Source organism: Pinisolibacter sp. DMC19 (assembly GCF_056313985.1).
Genome location: NZ_JBQUZF010000010.1, coordinates 1 through 18,981, shown reverse-complemented (window position 1 = coordinate 18,981; position 18,981 = coordinate 1). Strand labels below are relative to the sequence as shown.

Annotated in this window: 16 protein-coding genes; 6 read left to right on the top strand and 10 right to left on the bottom strand. The window is 69.7% G+C overall.

Features of this window, described 5'->3' with window-relative positions; all coding sequences use genetic code 11:
• Positions 1-17: 17 nt before the first annotated feature.
• The 7 genes from rpoN to ACT53U_RS18425 form a co-directional block, all read right to left on the bottom strand.
• The gene (gene rpoN, locus ACT53U_RS18455; RefSeq protein ID WP_476157298.1) at positions 18-1,613 is read right to left on the bottom strand and encodes an RNA polymerase factor sigma-54; all 1,596 of its coding nucleotides are present in this window, start codon (positions 1,611-1,613) and stop codon (positions 18-20) included.
• A gap of 138 nt (positions 1,614-1,751) precedes the next feature.
• Positions 1,752-2,486, bottom strand: coding sequence for an LPS export ABC transporter ATP-binding protein (gene lptB, locus ACT53U_RS18450; RefSeq protein ID WP_476157426.1), 735 nt, complete (start codon positions 2,484-2,486; stop codon positions 1,752-1,754).
• A 92-nt stretch (positions 2,487-2,578) separates the two neighbouring features.
• Positions 2,579-3,157, bottom strand: a complete 579-nt coding sequence (locus ACT53U_RS18445) for an LptA/OstA family protein (RefSeq protein ID WP_476157297.1) — start codon at positions 3,155-3,157, stop codon at positions 2,579-2,581.
• A gap of 8 nt (positions 3,158-3,165) precedes the next feature.
• Entirely contained in the window at positions 3,166-3,864 is a 699-nt protein-coding gene (locus tag ACT53U_RS18440; RefSeq protein WP_476157295.1) for a hypothetical protein, read from the bottom strand.
• A gap of 54 nt (positions 3,865-3,918) precedes the next feature.
• On the bottom strand, positions 3,919-4,533 hold the full coding sequence (locus tag ACT53U_RS18435; RefSeq protein ID WP_476157294.1) for a ribonuclease D: 615 nt from the start codon (positions 4,531-4,533) through the stop codon (positions 3,919-3,921).
• Positions 4,534-4,639: 106 nt separating this feature from the next.
• The gene (locus ACT53U_RS18430; RefSeq protein WP_476157292.1) at positions 4,640-5,113 is read right to left on the bottom strand and encodes a hypothetical protein; all 474 of its coding nucleotides are present in this window, start codon (positions 5,111-5,113) and stop codon (positions 4,640-4,642) included.
• An 8-nt stretch (positions 5,114-5,121) separates the two neighbouring features.
• Positions 5,122-5,535 carry a bacteriohemerythrin gene (locus ACT53U_RS18425; protein WP_476157290.1) on the bottom strand — a complete coding sequence of 138 codons (414 nt, stop codon included), beginning with the start codon at positions 5,533-5,535 and terminating at the stop codon, positions 5,122-5,124.
• Positions 5,536-5,732: 197 nt separating this feature from the next.
• Between ACT53U_RS18425 and ACT53U_RS18420 the strand changes: the two genes are divergently transcribed.
• The gene (locus ACT53U_RS18420; protein WP_476157288.1) at positions 5,733-6,518 is read left to right on the top strand and encodes a 3-hydroxybutyrate dehydrogenase; all 786 of its coding nucleotides are present in this window, start codon (positions 5,733-5,735) and stop codon (positions 6,516-6,518) included.
• A gap of 186 nt (positions 6,519-6,704) precedes the next feature.
• Here the strand turns inward: ACT53U_RS18420 and nth are convergent, their stop codons facing one another.
• Positions 6,705-7,511 (bottom strand): endonuclease III, encoded by an 807-nt coding sequence (nth, locus tag ACT53U_RS18415; RefSeq protein WP_476157286.1) that lies wholly within the window; start codon positions 7,509-7,511, stop codon positions 6,705-6,707.
• 143 nt (positions 7,512-7,654) lie between these two features.
• Between nth and ACT53U_RS18410 the strand changes: the two genes are divergently transcribed.
• The 4 genes from ACT53U_RS18410 (at position 7,655) to ACT53U_RS18395 (ending at position 14,735) form a co-directional block, all read left to right on the top strand.
• Complete coding sequence (locus tag ACT53U_RS18410) at positions 7,655-8,578, top strand: methylated-DNA--[protein]-cysteine S-methyltransferase (RefSeq protein WP_476157285.1); 924 nt, start codon at positions 7,655-7,657, stop codon at positions 8,576-8,578.
• Positions 8,579-8,702: 124 nt separating this feature from the next.
• Positions 8,703-9,902, top strand: a complete 1,200-nt coding sequence (locus tag ACT53U_RS18405) for an efflux RND transporter periplasmic adaptor subunit (protein ID WP_476157284.1) — start codon at positions 8,703-8,705, stop codon at positions 9,900-9,902.
• A 5-nt stretch (positions 9,903-9,907) separates the two neighbouring features.
• Entirely contained in the window at positions 9,908-13,012 is a 3,105-nt protein-coding gene (locus ACT53U_RS18400) for an efflux RND transporter permease subunit (RefSeq protein ID WP_476157282.1), read from the top strand.
• A gap of 106 nt (positions 13,013-13,118) precedes the next feature.
• Complete coding sequence (locus ACT53U_RS18395; protein WP_476157281.1) at positions 13,119-14,735, top strand: MBL fold metallo-hydrolase; 1,617 nt, start codon at positions 13,119-13,121, stop codon at positions 14,733-14,735.
• Between the two features lie 18 nt (positions 14,736-14,753).
• Here the strand turns inward: ACT53U_RS18395 and ACT53U_RS18390 are convergent, their stop codons facing one another.
• A complete protein-coding gene (locus tag ACT53U_RS18390; RefSeq protein WP_476157279.1) occupies positions 14,754-16,361 on the bottom strand; it encodes a DHA2 family efflux MFS transporter permease subunit in 1,608 nt (535 codons plus the stop codon).
• Positions 16,362-16,366: 5 nt separating this feature from the next.
• Entirely contained in the window at positions 16,367-17,548 is a 1,182-nt protein-coding gene (locus tag ACT53U_RS18385; protein ID WP_476157277.1) for an HlyD family secretion protein, read from the bottom strand.
• A gap of 577 nt (positions 17,549-18,125) precedes the next feature.
• Here ACT53U_RS18385 and ACT53U_RS18380 point away from each other — a divergent pair.
• Positions 18,126-18,800, top strand: a complete 675-nt coding sequence (locus ACT53U_RS18380; RefSeq protein WP_476157275.1) for a TetR/AcrR family transcriptional regulator — start codon at positions 18,126-18,128, stop codon at positions 18,798-18,800.
• Positions 18,801-18,981: the final 181 nt, after the last annotated feature.

The window sequence follows — 18,981 nt, the reverse complement described above, 5'->3', positions numbered from 1 at the left end:
TAGCCCGTGGGATTGCTTCACGCCAACGCCTGCTTCTCGCGACGACGCTGGACGGAAGAGGGTATGTTCATCGCTTCGCGGTACTTCGCGACCGTGCGGCGCGCGATGTCGATGCCGGTGTCGCGCAGCATCTTGACGATCGTGTCGTCGGACAGGACGTCGTCCGCGGTCTCCTTGTCGATCAGCTCCTTGATGCGGTGACGCACCGACTCGGAGGAATGGGCTTCGCCGCCTTCCGAGGATGCGATCGAGGAGGTGAAGAAATACTTCAGCTCGAAGATGCCCCGGGTGGTGGCCATGTACTTGTTGGAGGTGACGCGACTGACCGTGCTCTCGTGCATGCCGACCGCGTCGGCGATCATGCGCAGGTTGAGCGGCTTCAGGTGCTGGATGCCGTGCGTCAGGAAGGCGTCCTGCTGCCGCACGATCTCGCTCGACACCTTCAGGATCGTCTTGGCCCGCTGGTCGAGGCTCTTGACCAGCCAGTTGGCGGTCTGCAGGCAGTCGGAGAGATAGGACTTGTCCTTGTCGCCCTTCGCCGTCTTCGCCACCGAGGCGAAATAGGTCTGGTTGACCAGGACCTTGGGCAGGGTCTCGGAATTCAGCTCGACCAGCCAGCCGCCGTCGGGGCCGGGGCGCACCACCACGTCGGGCACGATCGGCTGCACCATGGTGGTGCCGAAGGCGTTGCCGGGCTTGGGGTTCAGCGCGCGGATCTCGCCGACCATCTCGGCGAGATCGTCGTCGTCGACCCGCGTCAGGCGGCGCAATGCCGCGAAGTCGCGCTTGGCCAGCAGTTCGAGATTGGCGACCAGCGCCTGCATGGCGGGGTCGTAGCGGTCGCGGTCCTTGAGCTGCAGCGCCAGGCACTCACTGAGGGACCGGGCACAGACGCCGGCCGGATCGAAGCTCTGCAGCAGGACGAGCATGTCCTCGACCATCGCCATCGGCGCGCCGAGCTTCTCGGCGACGTCCTCGAGGGCGACGCGCAGATAGCCCGCCTCGTCGACCCCGTCGATCAGATGGCGGCCGATCATTCGCCGCATCGGGTCGGTGACGGCGAGCATCAGCTGTTCGGTCAGGTGATCGCCGAGCGACACCTCGGCGGCGACGAAGCTCTCGAGATTGTAGTCCTCGCCACCGGAGCCGTTGCCCGAGGTCGAGGTCTGGCTCCAGGTCTCGCCGACCAGCCGCGTCGGGTCGATCGCCTCGCTCGGTCCGTCGTCCTGGAAGACGTTGGTGTAGTCGGCGTCGAGCCGCTCGCCGATCTCGGGCGAGGCGCTCTCGAAGGCGGTGTCGAGGTCGGGGCCGGAGGAGGCGGGGGCGAAGTCGGCGCCGTCGCCGCCGTCCGAGAAGTCCGAGGTCGCTTCGGCGGCACCGTCGAACTCGCCGCCGGCGGTGTCGGTGCGCGGCGCCTCGGCGCCGTTCGCCTCCGCGACCGGGCGGTCCTCGCCCTCGTCGCGCTCCAGCAGCGGATTTCTCTCGAGTTCGGCTTCGACGTAGGCCACGAGATCGAGATTGCCCAGCTGCAGCAGCTTGATCGCCTGCATCAGCTGAGGCGTCATCACCAGAGACTGGCTCTGTCTGAGCTCCAGTTTCGGGCTGAGCGCCATCGACCTCCAACAACCCTCGTATCGCCGGTCCACGCGAAGTGGTCCGGATCTTGCCTCACCCCGATAGTGTTATCTCAACCCCCGTCGACGGCAAACAAAAAAGCGTCCGCTGCGGGAGGAAAGTGAAGGGCGTCGGTCTCAGAAGCTGAACTGCTCGCCGAGATACAGCCGGCGGACGTCGGGATGATCGACGATTTCCCGCGGATTTCCGGTCGTCAGCACATGGCCGGAGGCGATGATGAAGGCCCGGTCGATCAGACCCAGCGTCTCGCGGACATTGTGGTCGGTGATCAGCACGCCGATGCCGCGCTGGGTCAGGTGCCGCACCAGCACCTGGATGTCGCCGACGGCGATCGGGTCGATACCGGCGAAGGGCTCGTCGAGCAGCATGAAGGAGGGGCGGGAGGCGAGCGCGCGGGCGATCTCGCAGCGCCGGCGTTCGCCGCCCGACAGCGCGATCGACGGCGACTTCCTCAGATGGTCGATGCGGAATTCGCCGAGCAGTTCGTCGAGCGCCTCGCGCCGGCGGGCGCGGTCGGGCTCGACCACCTCGAGCACCGCCAGGATGTTGTCCTCGACCGACAGGCCGCGGAAGATCGAGGCCTCCTGCGGCAGGTAGCCGATGCCGAGGCGGGCGCGGCGATACATCGGCAGCCGCGTGATGTCGTAGCCGTCGAGCCGGATGGTGCCGGCGTCCGGCCGGATCAGGCCGGTGATCATGTAGAAGACGGTGGTCTTGCCGGCGCCGTTGGGGCCGAGCAGGCCGACCGCCTCGCCGCGATGGACGTCGAGGCTGACGCTCTCCACCACCCGCCGCTTCTTGTAGGCCTTGGCCACCGCCTCGACCCGCAGCCCCTCGTCGGCATCGCCGATCCGGATCGAGCCGCCGTGGGCGGCATCGGGCGAGCGCGGGACGATCGGCAGGATTCTCACGGGCGGTCTCCGGGGCTGGCGGCGGGCCGGGATCAGGGCTTGGCGGGCGTCGCGGTGCCGCAGGGGCCGGCCTGCGATTCGAGGATCAACTGGACGCGACCGGAGCTCTCGAGCTTGTACTGGCCGGTCTTCAGGTCGATCGACAGCCGGTCGCCGCGGGCGACGTTGGTGCACTGGGCGAGCACCACGTGGCCGTTGATCTGGGCGGTCTGCGAGCGCATGTCGAACCAGCCGCTGTCGCCGGTGACGCTCTGCTCCTTCTGGATGATCAGCACCTTGCCCTCGGCCTCGAAGCGGCGGATGGCCTGGGACTTGTCGCCGGCGGCCCCCGCCTTGGCGAGGTCGGTGGCGCCGTTGCCCTCGTAGAAGACGCGCAGGCGCTGGGTCTTCAGCACCGTGTCCTTCTGCACCACGTGGACGTTGCCGTTGAAGACGGCGTTGCGGTCCTTGTCCAGCACCTCGAGGCTGTCGGCCTCGATCTGGATCGGGTCCTTGCCGTTGGAGCCGAAGCCCTTGAAGGCGTCGGACATGCCGCCCGTGGTGGCGGCCCAGGCGCTCGTGGCGAAGACCAGCGCGGCGACGGCGAGCGGGGCGTGGAGGCGTGACGTCATCGGGTGTCTCACGGGGTGGGATCGGTCGTCGACCCGGTCTCGCCGGGCACGATGGTCAAGTGGACCTGACCCGTGAACAGGACACGATGCCCGTTGTCGGTCAAGTCGATCTGATTGGCGGCGATGGTCGCACCGGGACCGGTGATGCGCACGCCGTCCTGGCCGATCACACGGCCGTCGGTCAGCGCCACGTCGGCGGTGGCGCCCTCGACGCGCCAGCCCTTCGACGAGGTCAGCGTCAGCCCGCCCTCGAGCCGCAGCGTCTCGCGGTTGCCGTCGTAGGTGCCGCGCGGCGATTCGAGCTTCACCGTGCTGCCGTCGTCGAGCGAAACCCGCCCCTCGATGCCTTCCATCCGCACGACCTTCGGGTCGGTGACGTTCTGGAAGGCGCGGGCGGCGGTGACGTCGTAGGTGCGGTCCTGCGACCGGCCGGTCAGGCGCGGCTCGACCATGGTCAGGCCGTCCTTGGAGAAGAGCACATTGCGCACGTCGACGCCCGAGGCGAAGCGCATCTTCACCCAGGTCAGGCCGGCGACCAGCAGCAGGGCCGCGATGCCGACCGCCGGCAGCAGGACCTTGAAGAACCGCACGCGGCGGGAATGCCGGTCGGCGGCGATCTGGGCGGCCGGGCGCACGATCTCGCCGCGCGGGCGCACGACGTCGTCGTCCCCCCGCGGTCGCCGCGCGATCGCCGTTGCCTCGTCCATGCGTCCTCCCAGCGGCGGCACCCTCGGTGCGCCGTGATCGAGCGACGGTCTCGATCAGGAGTGATCGAGAATGTCGCTCTCGGTCCAGCCCATCAGGTCCAGCTTCGCCCGCGTCGGCAGGAACTCGAAGCACGCCTCGGCGATCTCCGTACGACCCTCGCGTTCGAGGACCGGCTTCAGCTTGTCGACGAGCGCATGCAGGTACAGCACGTCGGAAGCGGCATAGGCGAGCTGCGCGTCGCTCAGGCTCTCCGCACCCCAGTCCGAACTCTGCTGCTGCTTCGACAGCTCCACGCCCAGCAGCTCCCGGCACAGGTCCTTGAGACCGTGCCGGTCGGTGTAGGTGCGCACCAGCTTGGAGGCGATCTTGGTGCAGAAGACCGGCCCCGGCATGACCCCGAACGCATGAGCGAGCGCAGCGAGATCGAAGCGAGCGTAGTGGAAGATCTTGACGATCTTCGGGTCGGAAAGAAGGCGCTCGAGATTCGGCGCGCGCGTCTGGCCCTTGGCGATCTTGACGACGTCGACGGTGCCGTCGCCGGGCGACAGCTGCACCACGCAGAGGCGGTCGCGGTGGGGCATCAGGCCCATGGTCTCGGTGTCGATGGCGACGCTGTCGCGATAGTTCGCGAGGTCCGGCAGGTCTTCGTGATGGAAACGAATGGTCATGGATCGTGGCAATCCGATATCGGCGGCGCGAAGCACCCCGCCTCGCCCGTCCGGCCCGTTTACCACGGTCCGCCGCCGGCCGCACTCCCCCGCGACGCGGGTCTCCTCACCAACCGCCGTGGACCGCGGCGACGGAAGCGCCGACCACGCCCAGCGCGACGATCGACAGGATGCGGTGGAGCGTGAGGACGAGGCGGAAGGTGCCGTCGGGATCGCGCGCCGCGCGCCTCTCGAACCAGCGATGCAGGACGAGCGGTTCGAGCACGAAGAGCATCACCGTGAAGACCGCCCAGAGCGCGACCATCGCATGCATGAACCAGAAGTCGCGCGGGGCGAGGAAGCGGTCGAAGGCGTCGAGCTTCCACGTCAGCCAGAAGCCGGCCGCCCCCGCCGCCAGCGTCGAGATCCGCGCCTGGAAGGCGAATCGCCCCTCGATCGCCTCGAACAGGGCGATCCGTCGTTCGGGTTCGGCGATGCGGGCGACCGCCGGCAGGATCACCAAGGTGACGAACCACACGCCGCCGATCCAGTGGACGACGGCGGCGACGTGGATCGCCCGGGCGAGGACGGCGGTGTCCATGAGACCTCTCAGACGGCGCGTTCCGGCAGGCGCAGGTTGGCGGTCGCGTCCGCCGTCATGTGTCCGCCGAGGAACTGCGAGGTGACGAGATCGACGCTGCCGACATGACCGACGATCATCTCGCGCACCGTCACGCCGATCAGCCTCCGGAGCGCCGCCGCGTCGAGCGTGGCGAGCCGCGCGCCGGCGGCGTCGAGCTCGCCGAGCAACAGCGCGTGCTGCGCAAGGTGGCAGTGGGCGATCGGCACCTCGGCGAAGAGCGTCTCCTCGCGGGCGAAATGGGCCCGCGTCTCGGCGTCGATCTCGGCGAAGAGCGCCGGCAGATCGCCGTCGGCCGTGGTGGCTAGCCGCTCGAACATCGCGTCGAGCGTCTGGTGATCCCGGTCCATCAGGGGGACGCCCAGCAGGGGAACATTCGACATCGTCACCTCGTCTCGCTCCGTGCGGGAGCCTCGTCTGCCTATCGCGGGCGCCGATCTTGGCGATGTGACCAAAGGCACGTCTTGACCGATGTCGTGCCGGGTGAACAATCGCGACCCGAGGCGCAGTGCCGCGCCGCCCGCCATCGGCGCGCCCGCGCGCCGCTCGTCCGATCGCCGCCACCATTCGAGGAAACGTCATGAGCTTCAAAGACAAGACCGTCCTGGTGACGGGTTCCACCAGCGGCATCGGTCTCGCCGTCGCCACCCGTTTCGCCTCGCTCGGCGCCAATCTCGTCATCAACGGCTTCGGCGACCCGGCCGAGATCGAGAAGATCCGCGCCGGCCTCGAGGCCGCCCACGGCGTCACGGTGGTCTACGACGGCGCCGACATGTCGAAGCCGGCCGAGATCGCCGCCATGGTCGAGCATGCCATCGCCCGCTTCGGCGGCATCGACGTGCTGGTCAACAACGCCGGCATCCAGTTCGTCTCGCCGGTCGAGGACTTCCCGATCGAGAAGTGGGACGCGATCATCGCGATCAACCTCTCCTCGTCGTTCCACACCATCCGCGCGGCGCTGCCGTCGATGAAGGCCAAGGGCGCCGGCACGATCATCAACGTCGCCTCGGCCCACGCGCTGATCGCCTCGCCCTTCAAGTCGGCCTATGTCGCCGCCAAGCACGGCATCGCCGGCCTGACCAAGACGGTGGCCCTCGAGGTCGCCGAACTGGGCATCACGGTGAACGCCATCTGCCCCGGCTACGTGCTGACGCCGCTCGTCGAGAAGCAGATCCCCGACACCGCCAAGGCGCGCAACATGACCGAGGACGAGGTGATCAAGAAGGTCATCCTCGAGGCTCAGCCGACCAAGCGCTTCGTCAAGCCCGAGGAAGTCGCCGGCATCGCCGCCTTCCTCGCCTCGCCCGACGCCGCCTCGATCACCGGCGCGATGATCTCCGTCGACGGCGGCTGGTCGGCTCGCTGAGGGGAGAGGGGGCCGCCCCCCTCGTTCGGCTTCACCCTGAGGTGCTCGCGGAGCGAGCCTCGAAGGGCGAAGCCACGACGGGCTGTGCCACTCGGCCCTTCGCACTTCGAGGCCCGGCCGCTGGCCGGGCACCTCAGCATGAAGGGCCTCCGCCAGAGGCGGGGGATCGGGACTTCGTGCCCCGCCTCAGTCGTCCCGCTCACCCACCGCCGCCGCGCCGAAGGCGACCGGCATGGCGGGATGGTCGGCGGTCTTCTCCGGCCACTTGCAGAGATCCGAGATCAGGCAGCGCTCGCATTCCGGCTTGCGCGCCTTGCAGACGTAACGGCCGTGCAGGATCAGCCAGTGGTGCGAATGGCGCACGTAGGGCTCGGGGATCAGCGCCTCGAGCCGCTTCTCCACCTCTTCCGGCGTCTTGCCGGGCGCGAGGCCGAGCCGGTTGGCGAGGCGGAAGATGTGGGTGTCGACGGCGATCGTCGGCAGGCCGAAGGCGATGTTGAGGACGACGTTGGCGGTCTTGCGCCCGACGCCGGGCAGCGCCTGCAGCGCCTCGCGGTCGGCCGGCACCACGCCGCCGTGGCGCTCGACGAGCAGCTGCGACAGAAGGAAGACGTTCTTCGCCTTGGTCTTGAAGAGGCCGATGGTCTTGATCAGGTCGCGGATGCGGTCCTCGCCCAGCGCCACCATCTTCGCGGGGGTGTCGGCGAGGCGGAAGAGTTCCGGCGTCGCCTTGTTGACGCCGGCATCCGTCGCCTGCGCCGAGAGGACGACCGCCACCAGCAGCGTGAAGGTGTTCAGTGCGTAGAGCTCGCCCTTCGGCTCCGGCTCGGCCTCGGCGAAGCGGCGGAACAGCGCCTCGATCTCGGCCGCCGAATAGAGCGAGCGGGCAGGCTTCTTCGCCGGGCGCTTCGCGGCCGGTTTCGCCGGTGCCTTCGCGGCGGTGGTCTTCGAGGTCGGGGTCTTCGAAGTCTGGGGTTTGGGTCGCGTCGCCATCGTGCGTCTCCTTCTCCCATCCCTAGAGCATGTTCCGGCCGGGTTGAACCACCCGGATCGCGATCGTCGTCGCGCCTGTCGGAAATCGGGTGTCGCGAGTGCTGCCGCCTCGCTAGTCTTCCACCATCGACCGAGGATGCCCGATGACCCTTGCCCAGCCTTCGCCCGAGACCCACGCCCCCGAGATCGAGGCTCCCGAGACCCACGACCGCGTCGCCGACTACGCGTTGGTGCGCGAGGCGATCGCCTACATCTCGGAGAACCGTGTCGCCCAGCCCTCGACGGAAGACGTGGCGCGGGCGATCGGCCTGTCGCCGGTCCAGCTCACACGGCTCTTCGCCCGCCATGCCGGCATAACGCCGAAGCAGTTCCTCGCCGCCGCCACGCTCGATGCCGCCCGGCGCCTGCTCGAGGACGCCGCTTCCGTGCTCGACACCTCGCTCGAGGTCGGGCTCTCCGGCCCCGGCCGGCTGCACGACCTCTTCGTCGCCCACGAGGCGATGCCGCCCGGCGCCTGGAAGGCGCGCGGTGCCGGCCTCGTCATGCGCCACGGCTTCCACCCCTCGCCCTTCGGCATCGCGATCGTCGTGGCGACGGAGCACGGCATCGCCGGTCTCGCCTTCGCCGATCCGGGCAGCGAAGAGGCCGCACTCGAGGATCTCGTCCGGCGCTGGCCGGCGGCGGTCCACGTCGCCGATCAGGCGGCGACGGCGCCGCTCGCCGCCCGCATCTTCGACGAGACCGAATGGTGCCCCGACCGGCCGCTCCGGGTCGTCCTCATCGGCACCGACTTCGAAATCCGCGTCTGGCGGACGCTCCTCGCCATCCCCTTCGGCCGCGCCGTGACCTATTCGCAGGTCGCCGACGCGATCGGGTCCCCGAAGGCGGCGCGCGCCGTCGGCGCCGCGGTCGGGCGCAATCCGATCTCCTTCGTCGTGCCCTGCCACCGCGTGATCGGCAGTTCCGGTGCGCTCACCGGTTACCACTGGGGACTGCCGCGCAAGCGCACCATCCTCGGTTGGGAAAGCTGTCGCCTCGCGGCACTGACGGGCGAGGCCGCGCATTAAATATCGTTCACCTCGCGCAATCTCGAGCGAAACCCTCTCGAAACGTTCGGCGAGTTCCTGTCTGATGGCGCGATCGTCTGCCGCACCCGCGAAGGGTGGACGGACTCCCGTCCGGAGGATGGACATGCTCGCCCACGCGGCCCGGCGCTCCCGCCCGGCCATGGCCCTTCGCGGCCGCCTCTTCGCCGTCGCCTTGGTCTCGTTCGCCGTAGCCCCTCCGCTCTTCGCCGCCGAGCCCGCCCCGGCCCAGCCCAAGCGCCCGCCGGCGCCGGTGCGCGTGGTCGAGGCGAAGACGATCGACGTGCCGGTGGTGCTCGACCTCGTCGGCTCGACCCGCGCCGCCGCCTCGATCCCGGTCAAGACCCGCGTCGACAGCCAGATCGAGAGCGTCGGCGTCGCCGAAGGCGATCGGGTGAAGGCCGGGCAGGTGATCTTCACCCTCGATGCCCGCGCCGTCCGTGCCCAGGCCGAACAGGCCCGCGCCGTGCTCGCCCGCGATCAGGCCCAGCTCGTCCTCGTCGAGGCCGACCTCGAACGGACGAAGCAGCTCGTCGCCTCGCGCACCAAGTCGGAGCGCGATCTCGAATCGGCCAAGACCCTGGTCGCCGCGCAGATGGCGACGATCGCCGCCGATGAGGCGGCGCTGCGCAATCTCGAGGTCCAGGTCACCTGGTACGAGATCAAGAGCCCGATCGACGGCCGCGTCGGCTCCCTGCCGCTGAAGCCCGGCTCGTCGGTGCGTGCCGCCGATTCGGCGCTGCTCGCCACCATCAACCAGCTCGACCCGATCCACGTCGCCTTCGCCGTGCCCCAGGCGTCCGTCGGCCGCCTGCGCCAGGCACTCGCCGCCGGCGTCCTGCCGGTCGAGGTCAAGCCGCCGGGTTCGAAGGGCTCGGCGATCGAGGGTCGCGTCGCCTTCCTCGAGAACACGCTCGACACCACGACCGGCACGCTGCAGGTGGTCGCCCTGCTGCCCAATGCCGACGAGCGCCTGCTGCCCGGCGAGTTCGTCGAGGTCCGCGTCCGCCTGCGCGACGATCCCAACGCGCTCGTCGTGCCGACAGCCGCCGTCCAGCTCGGCCAGAAGGGCTCCTTCGTCTGGCGCGTCGCGACGAACGGCACCGCCGAGATGCGCCCGGTCGAGATCGACCGCGTCGTCGACGGTCGCGCGGTGATCGCCTCCGGCCTTTCCGCCGGCGACCGCGTCGTCTCCGACGGTGCCATGCGGGTCGCCGCCGGCGCGCCGCTCGAGATCCTGCCGGCCGCTCCCGAGAAGGGTGGCGACAAGGCCGGCGACAAGCCCGCCGCCGAGCCGGCGAAGTGACGGCCATGAACGTCTCCGCACCCTTCATCCGCCGCCCGGTCGCCACCATCCTGGTGATGATCGCCTTCCTCGCCGCCGGCTTCTTCGGCTATCGCCAGTTGCCGGTCGCCGCCGTGCCGCGCGTCGACTTCCCCACGATCTCGGTGACGGCGACGCTGCCCGGCGCCAGTCCCGAGACCATGGCGAGTTCGGTCGCCGCGGTGCTCGAGCGCCAGTTCTCCGGCATCGCCGGCGTCGCCGCCATGTCGTCGGTCTCGGTCACCGGCTCGACCAACGTCACGTTGCAGTTCGACCTCGCTCGCGACATCGACGGCGCCGCCCTCGACGTCCAGGCGGCGATCGGCACGGCGCAGCGCCAGTTGCCGATCGAGATGCCGGCCCCGCCGAGCTTCCGAAAGGTCAATCCGGCCGACCAGCCGATCCTCTTCGTCGCGCTGAAGTCCGACGTCCTGCCGCTGTCTGAGGTCGACGACTATGCCGAGACCGACATCGCCCAGCGCCTCTCGACCCTGCCCGGCGTCGCCCAGGTCAACGTCTACGGCGCCCAGAAATACGCCGTTCGCATTGCCGCCAACCTCGACGCGCTCGCCGCCCGCGGCCTGACCGTCGACGACCTGAAGTCCGCGATCGCCGCAGCCAACACCAATTCGCCCGTCGGCTCGCTGACCGGCCCCGAACGCATGGTGACGTTGCAGGCGACCGGCCCGATCACCCGCGCCGCCGGCTACGCGCCGCTGGTCGTCACCTTCCAGAACGGCGCCCCCGTCCGCCTCGCCGACGTCGCCACCGCCCGCGACGGTGTCGAGAACGACAAGGTCGCCGCCTGGGTCGACGGCACCCGCGCCATCATGCTGGCGATCCAGCGCCAGCCCGACGCCAACACCGTCGAGGTGGTCGACCGTATCCGCAACCTGCTGCCCAAGATCTCCGCCGACCTGCCGCCGACGATCGAACTCAAGGTCATGCAGGACCGCTCCCGCTCGATCCGCGATTCGATCGAGGACGTCGAGGTGTCGCTCGCCATCGCCATGCTGCTGGTGATCGGCGTGATCTACCTGTTCCTGAAGTCGGCGCGCGCCACGATCATCCCGGCGCTGGCGCTGCCGGTGTCGCTGATCGGCACCTTCGCCGGCATGCATCTCTTCGGGTTCTCACTCGACAACATCTCGCTCCTCGCCCTGACGCTCGCCGTCGGCTTCGTCGTCGACGACGCCATCGTCATGCTCGAGAACGTCATGCGACACGTCGAGATGGGCGAGAAACCGATGACGGCCGCCTTCCTCGGCTCCAAGGAGGTCGGCTTCACCATCGTCTCGATGACGATCTCGCTGGTCGCGGTCTTCATCCCCGTCCTGTTCATGGGCGGCGTCGTCGGCCGGATGTTCTACGAGTTCGGCGTGACCATCGCCATGGCGATCCTGATTTCCGGCGTCGTGTCGCTGACGCTGACGCCGATGCTCGCCGCCCGTATCATCGACGAGGCCCATGTCCATGCCCGCCCCAACATCGTGGTGCGCGCCTTCGACAGGGTCTTCGCCGCCGTCACCGCCTTCTATTCGCGCACCCTCGACATGGTGCTGCGCGCCAAGTGGCTGATGCTCGCCGTCCTCGTCGGCACGGTCGTCTGGACGGTCCATCTCTACGGCGCCGCGCCCAAGGGCTTCTTCCCGCAGGAGGACACCGGCTTCCTCACCGGCTCGACGCAGGGGCCCGACGACATCGCCTTCCCGGCCATGGTCGAGCGGCAGAAGCAGATCGCCGCCATCGTCGCCGCCGACCCCGACGTCGCCTCGGTGCTCTCCACCGTCGGCTCCGGCGGCGTCGCCGCCAATCCGTCCGCCGGCCGCCTCTTCGTGACGCTGAAGCCGCGCGGCGAACGCACGGTCTCCTCCGACGCGGTGATCGCGCGCCTGCGCAAGGCGACGGCGCGGGTACCCGGCATCGCCGCCTATTTCCAGAACGTCCAGAACATCAACATCGGCACCATGGCGACACGGGCGCAGTGGCAGTACACGGTCCAGGCCGTGAACTTCGCCGAGCTGCAGGACGTCGCCCCCAAGCTCGAGGCCGAGATCCGCAAGATCCCCGGCGTCGTCGACGTCTCCTCCGATCTGCAGGTGCGCGGCCGCCAGGCGATCGTCGACATCGACCGCGACCGCGCCGCCCGCGTCGGCCTGACCGTCGACCAGCTGCGCTCGCGGCTCTATTCGGCCTACGGCTCGCGCATCGTCTCGACCATCTACACCGACACCGCCGCCTATTCGGTGATCCTCGAGGCGGCGCCGGAATTCACCACCGACGCCGAGAAGCTTCGCCGCCTCACCATTCGCACGCCGTCCGGCACCACCGTGCCGCTCGACGCGGTGGCGACGATCCGCGAGGCGCCGGCGCCGACGCTGGTCAACCACAAGGGCCAGCTGCCGGCGGTGACGATCTCCTTCAACCTGACGCCCGGCAAGGCGCTGTCGGAGGCGGTCGCGGCGATCGAGGGGATCGAGCGGCAGATCGGTCTGCCGGCGACGGTGCAGACCGGATTCTCCGGTTCGGCGCAGGTGTTCCAGGACGCGGTCGCCGGCCAGGGCGTGCTGATCTTCGCCGCGGTGCTGGTCATCTACATCGTGCTCGGCATCCTCTACGAGAGCTTCGTCCACCCGCTGACGATCCTTTCGGGCCTGCCGGCCGCCGGCATCGGCGCGCTGCTGACGCTGCGGCTCTTCGGTCTCGACCTGTCGGTGATCGCGATGATCGGCATCGTCATGCTGATCGGCATCGTCAAGAAGAACGCCATCATGATCATCGACTTCGCGGTCGAGCGGCGGGCGAACGGGGCCTCGGCGCTCGACGCGGTGCACGAGGCCTGCCTGCTGCGCTTCCGGCCGATCATGATGACGACCTTCGCCGCGCTCTTCGGCACGCTGCCGATCGCGCTCGGCCTCGGCGCCGGTGCCGAACTGCGCCGGCCGCTCGGCCTCGCGGTGGTCGGTGGTCTCTTGGTGTCGCAGATCCTGACGCTCTACTTGACGCCGGTCGTCTACATGCTGCTCGACCCGCTGACCCGCTCGCGCCGCGTCCATGTCGACGAGGCGACGGCGGAGGAGAAGGAAGCGTGACGCGGTAGGTAGGTGTTCGGTCGGGGATGACCGGAGCCGTCGTCGGACCTAGCTTCAGGGAAGAGCCGGCGGCGACGGGGGGCGACCGATCGGCGCGAGGTGTCCCATGCCGGCCGATCGCGATCACCACCCGACCCTGACCTTCCACGGCGCCGCCCGCACCGTCACCGGCTCCTGCCATCTGGTGGAGGCCGGCGGTGCCCGGGTTCTGGTCGACTGCGGCCTGTTCCAGGGCTCGAAGACCGAGAAGGAGCTGAACTATCGCCCCTTCCCCTTCGATCCGGCGACGATCGACGCGGTGGTCCTGACCCACGCCCACATCGACCATTCCGGCCTGCTGCCGAAACTGGCGAAGGACGGCTTCACCGGCCGCATCCTGGCGACGCCGCCGACCTGCGATCTCCTCGCGGTGATGCTGCCCGACAGCGGCCACATCCAGGAGATCGAGGTCGAGCGCCTCAACCGTCGCAACGACCGCCGTGGTCGCGAGCGGGTCGAGCCGATCTACACCGCCGACGATGCCGCCGCCGCGCTCGACCTGCTCGCGCCGCTGCCGCTGGAGACCTGGGGAGAGGCCGCCTCCGGCATCCGCGTCCGTTTCTGGAACGCCGGCCACCTGCTCGGCTCGGCCTCGGTCGAAATGGAGATCGCCGCGCTCGACGCCTCCGACGACCGGCCGACACGGTTGCTCTTCTCCGGCGACATCGGCCCGGCCCACAAGCTGCTGCAGCACGACCCCGTCGCGCCCAAGGGCTTCGACCACGTGATCTGCGAATCGACCTACGGCGACACCGAGCGCGACGAGGTCACGGAAGAGGTCCGCCGTGCCCGGCTGAAGGCCGAGGTCAAGGCGGCGATGCGGCCGGACGGGGTGTTGCTCATCCCCTCCTTCGCCGTCGAGCGGACGCAGGAACTCCTCGCCGACTTTGCCCTGCTGATGGAGCGCGGCGACATCCCCTCGATCCCGATCCACATCGACAGTCCGCTCGCCGAGAAGGCGACGCAGGTCTTCCGCCGCCATGCCCGCGACCTGGAGGAGGGCGGCCGCCTGACCCGTGCGCTGGAGCGTCGCGACATCCGCTTCACCGAGACGGTGGAACAGTCGATGGCGCTCGATCGGGTTCACGGCTTCCACGTGGTGATCGCGGCGAGCGGCATGTGCGAGGCCGGCCGCATCCGCCATCGGCTGAAGAACTGGCTGTGGCGCGAGGAGGCGACGGTGCTGATGGTCGGCTATCAGGCCGCCGGCACGCTCGGCCGCATCCTGCTCGACGGCGCCTCGGAGGTGCGCATCCAGGGCGACCCGATCAAGGTGCGCGCCCGCATCCGCATGCTGGACCTCTATTCCGGCCATGCCGACGGACCGGAACTCGCCGAATGGATCCGCCATCGCCGTCCGATCGAAGGCGCCGTCTTCCTCGTCCACGGCGAGGAACCGGCGATCGCCGGCCTGACCGACCGCCTCGACGGCATCGTCGACCGCGGCCGGGTGATCGCGCCGGAACTCGACCAGACCTACGTGCTCGAGGGTGCTCGCGCCGTGCCGCTCGGCACGCCGCCGCGTCCGCCGCGGATCGATCGCGCCCGTCCGGGCCGGCCCGACTGGCACAACGACTGGCAGGAGCTGCTGCTCGACGTCGAGCATCGCCTGGGAAAGGCGGCCGACGACCGCGCCCGCGCCGTCGTCATGCGCCGCATCCGCAAGGCGCTGGAGGAGGCGTGAGGAGAGCCGCGGCGGGGCTCAGTGCCCACCGCCGCCCGGCCCCGTGGCACCGCGCGGACGCCGCATCAGCGGCGCGAGCATGACCAGCATCACGAAGAGGACGGTCAGCGCCAGGAAGACGTCGCCGATCGCCCAGACCTGCGCCTCGCGCCGCACGATGCCGGCGAGCTTCGACGTCGCGGCGAGGCCGGCGTTCGAGCCCAAGGGCGCCATGGCGCCGGTCAGCGAGGCGAGCATCTCCTCGGCCTTGACGTTGCCCCAGGCGACCCGTTCGTGCAGGCGGGCGAGGTGGAGGTCCATGCGGTCGTTCATCAATGTGTTGATGAGCGCGAGACCGACCGCGCCGCCGAGGTTGCGCGTCAGGTTGAAGAGGCCGGAGGCGTTCTTGATCCGCTCCGGCGGCAGCGTGCCGAGCGCCAGATTGTTGATCGGCACCATGCAGGTCATCAGCGAGAAGCCGCGCAACATCTGCGGCACCAGAAGCTCCCAGAAGTCCCAGTCCTTGGTGACGTGGGAGACCTGGAACGTGCCGAGCGCGAAGCCGGCGAAGCCGCAGGCGATCATGATGCGCGGATCGACCTTGGTCACCATCCGCCCGACGATCGGCGCGGCGATGAACATGCAGACGCCGGTGACGGCCATGGTCTCGCCGATCTGCATCGCCGAATAGCCGCGCACCCGGGCGAGATAGACCGGATAGAGATAGGTCAGCCCGTAGAGGCCGATGCCCATCACGAAGGAGAAGAGGCTGCCGGTCCAGAAGTTGCGGTCGCGGAAGGCGCCGAGATCGACGATCGGTCGCTTCGCCGTGAAGGCGCGCCAGAAGAACAGCACTGCGCCGGTCAGCGAGACGAACGCCGCCGCGACGATCAGCTCGTCGTCGAACCAGCCCTTCGACGGTCCCTCCTCGAGAAAATATTCGAGCGCGCCGAGGAACAGCGCCATGCCGCCGAGGCCGGCCCAGTCGAAGTCCTCGAACAGCGCATGGTCCGGCTCGTCGAAGTCGACCAGCAGCCAGGTCGCGGTGGTGACGAGGATGCCCGGCACGACGTTGATCAGGAACAGCCAGTGCCAGGAGAAGAGCTCGGTCAGCCAGCCGCCGAGCGTCGGGCCGATGGTCGGGGCGAGCGTCGCCACGAGACCGATGATCGGCGAGATCACCGGCTGCTTGTCGCGCGGGAAGATCGTGTAGGCGGAGGCGAAGACGGTCGGGATCATGCCGCCGCCGATGAAGCCCTGCAGCGCCCGCCAGACGATCATTTCCTCGATCGACGAGGACATGGCGCAGGCGAAGGACATCAGCGTGAAGCCGGCGGCCGAGATCGCGAACATCACCCGCGTCGACAGCACCCGCGACAGCGTGCCCGACAGCGGGATCATCACCACTTCGGCGATGAGATAGCTCGTCTGCACCCAGGCGACCTCGTCGGCCGAGGCCGACAGACCCGCCTGGATCTCGGAGAGCGAGGCCGAGACGATCTGGATGTCCAGGATCGCCATGAACATGCCGAAGACCATGGCCATGAAGGCGAAGACGCGCCGCGGCTCGAAATTCGGCTCGACGGTCTTCGGGCGCGGTTTCGCCTCGCCCGCCGATCCCGTCGTCGTGGTCGCGCCCTTCGCCATGGCCGTCACTCGGCCGCGCGGGTGTCGACGTCGGCGACGACCGACAGACCGGCGCGCAGCACGCCCTCGCGCGCCACCTCGGCCGGCACCGCGATACGGACCGGCAGACGCTGGACGATCTTGGTGAAGTTGCCGGTGGCGTTCTCCGGCGGCAGCAGCGAGAACTGCGAACCCGTCGCCGGCGACAGACCGACGACGCGGCCCTCGACGACGCGGCCGCCGAGCCCGTCGACCGAGATCTTCGCCCGCGCGCCGGGGCGGATCGCCGCGACCTGGGTCTCCTTGAAGTTCGCCTCGACATAGACCTCGTCGAGCGGCACCAACGCCATCAGACGCGTGCCGGGCTGGACATACATGCCCGGCGCCACCGCCTTGTTGCCGACAGTGCCGGCGAAGGGCGCGCGCACTTCCGTGAAGGAGAGATCGCGCTTGGCCTTGTCGAGCGCCACGGCGAGTTCGTCGCGGCCCGAGGCCGCCTCGCGGCGCTGACCTTCGGTGACGGCGAGCGCCGCCTTGGCCCCGGCGAGACCGGCCTCCGCCACGGCGACGTTGGCCTGGGTGCGGTCGCGGTTGGAGCGGGCGAGATCGAGCTGCTGCTGCGTGCCGGCGTTCGACTTGGCGAGCGCCACGGCGCGGTCGTAGTCGGCGCGGGTGCGGTCGACGTCGGCGCGAACGGCGGCGAGATTGGCCTCGGCCTGATCGATCGCGGCGCGCGCCGCGACGATCTGGGCATCGAGCCGGCCGAGCGTCGCGTCCTGGGTGGCGAGCTTCGCCTCGGCCGCCTGGACGGCGAGCCGTCCGTCGCCCGGGTCGATCTCGGCCAGAAGATCGCCGGCGGCGACCTTCTGCAGGTCGGTCACCGCGACGCGGACGACGTGGCCGGCGACGCGCGGGGCGATCGTCACCGTCTCGGCCTTGACGTAGGCGTCGTCGGTCGAGACCCAGTGGCGCCCCTCGATGATGTGATGGCCGACCTTCCAGATCACGAAACCGCCGATCGCCGCGCCGAGGACGGCCAGGAGCAGACGCTTGCGGTTGGCGGCGAAGCGGGTCGCCGGATGGGCGGCGCCGGCCTTGCCCGCCGGGCGCGACGCGGCATCGGCCTCGCCCGTCGGCGGCACGATCGTCTCGTGCGTCGGTCGCGGCGGGGTTCCGGCGGTTCCGGGGGCGGTCTCGTTGCGGGCCATGCTCGTCCTCGATGGTCTTTCGGTGATCGCGCGATCGATGTCTCGTCGGCCGGCCGCAGGCGTCGTGCCTCGGGTCCGCCACCTTGCCCGACCCGCCGTCACCCGGCCGTGACGGCGGGTCGTCGGCCGGGCGATCCGGCGGCCCGTCCGACCGGGGCGGCGACAGGGGGGAATGCCGCAGCCGGTCGAACGGGCCTTCGGGACGCGCCGGCCGCGGTTGCGGCGGGCGTGCCCGGCTCTGCCGGAAGGTCCTCTCGACGTCGCGCCCGCACTCCGACAGGCGGGGCAGAGGACGACGATCGATCACGCGATCGAACCGAACGGTTCGGTCATTACGGATTGACATACCGTGACGTCGCGCCTATTTCAAGATCGAACCGAACGGTTCGGTCAAAGAATCGTGAAACCGGCCGCGGCGACGATCCGCAGGCGCCGCGCGGCGGCTTCACTCCGCCCTCGTGCCGGATGTCGCGCCGGTCCGGCGATCGACCGTGACCGGTCGCCGCCGACACGAAGCGCCGACCGACGTTCGGCGAGGTCCGGGCGCGTCGCCGACGCCGCCCGCGAAAGGAGTGCCATGTCGCGATCCCATGCCCCTGCCGCCTCGACGGTCGTGCCGGACGAACCCTGCGAGACCCACGGTCATTCCGACGAGAAGGCGCGCCAGATCCTCGACGGCGCCCGCTCGGTCTTCCTGCGCGACGGCTTCGACGGCGCCTCGATGAACGACATCGCCCGCGTCGCCGGCGTCTCCAAGGGCACGCTCTACGTCTATTTCCAGTCGAAGGACCAGCTCTTCGCCGCGCTGATCCGCCACGACAAGCGCCAGCAGGCCGAGCAGACCTGCCACTGGACCGATCTCGCGCCCGAGGCCGACGCCCGCACGACGCTCGCCGCGGCCGGCCGCCGGCTGATGCACAAGATCACCCACGCCGACAACGTCGCCCAGGTCCGTACCGTCATGGCGGTGGCGCCGAGGTTTCCCGAGATCGGCCGCGCCTTCTGGGAGACCGGTCCGTCCTGGGGCCATGCCCGGTTCGCCGAGCTTCTCGGTCGCCTCGTCGCGGCCGGCCGGCTCGCGCCGATCGCCGACCCGCGTCGCGCCGCCGTCCACTTCATCCAGCTCTGCGTCGGCGACTTCTTCAGCCGGCTGATGTTCGCCGTCGTCGAAGGCTTCGACGAGGCCGAGATCGATGCCGCCGTCGACGCCGCCGTCGACGTCTTCATGGCGGCGCACGGCCCGCGCGGTTGATCGCTTCGCTCCGAAACGAAGGAAGGCGCCCGTTCGCACGGGCGCCTTCTGCTTTTTTGGGCTCGAGCCCGCGGGCGGGGGCGGCGCGCGGGTCGACCCGTCTCGTCCTCACGCGGCCTTGGGCTTGAGGATGCGGAGCATGACGGCGGAGACGATGGTGCCGGCGACGATGGCGATCACG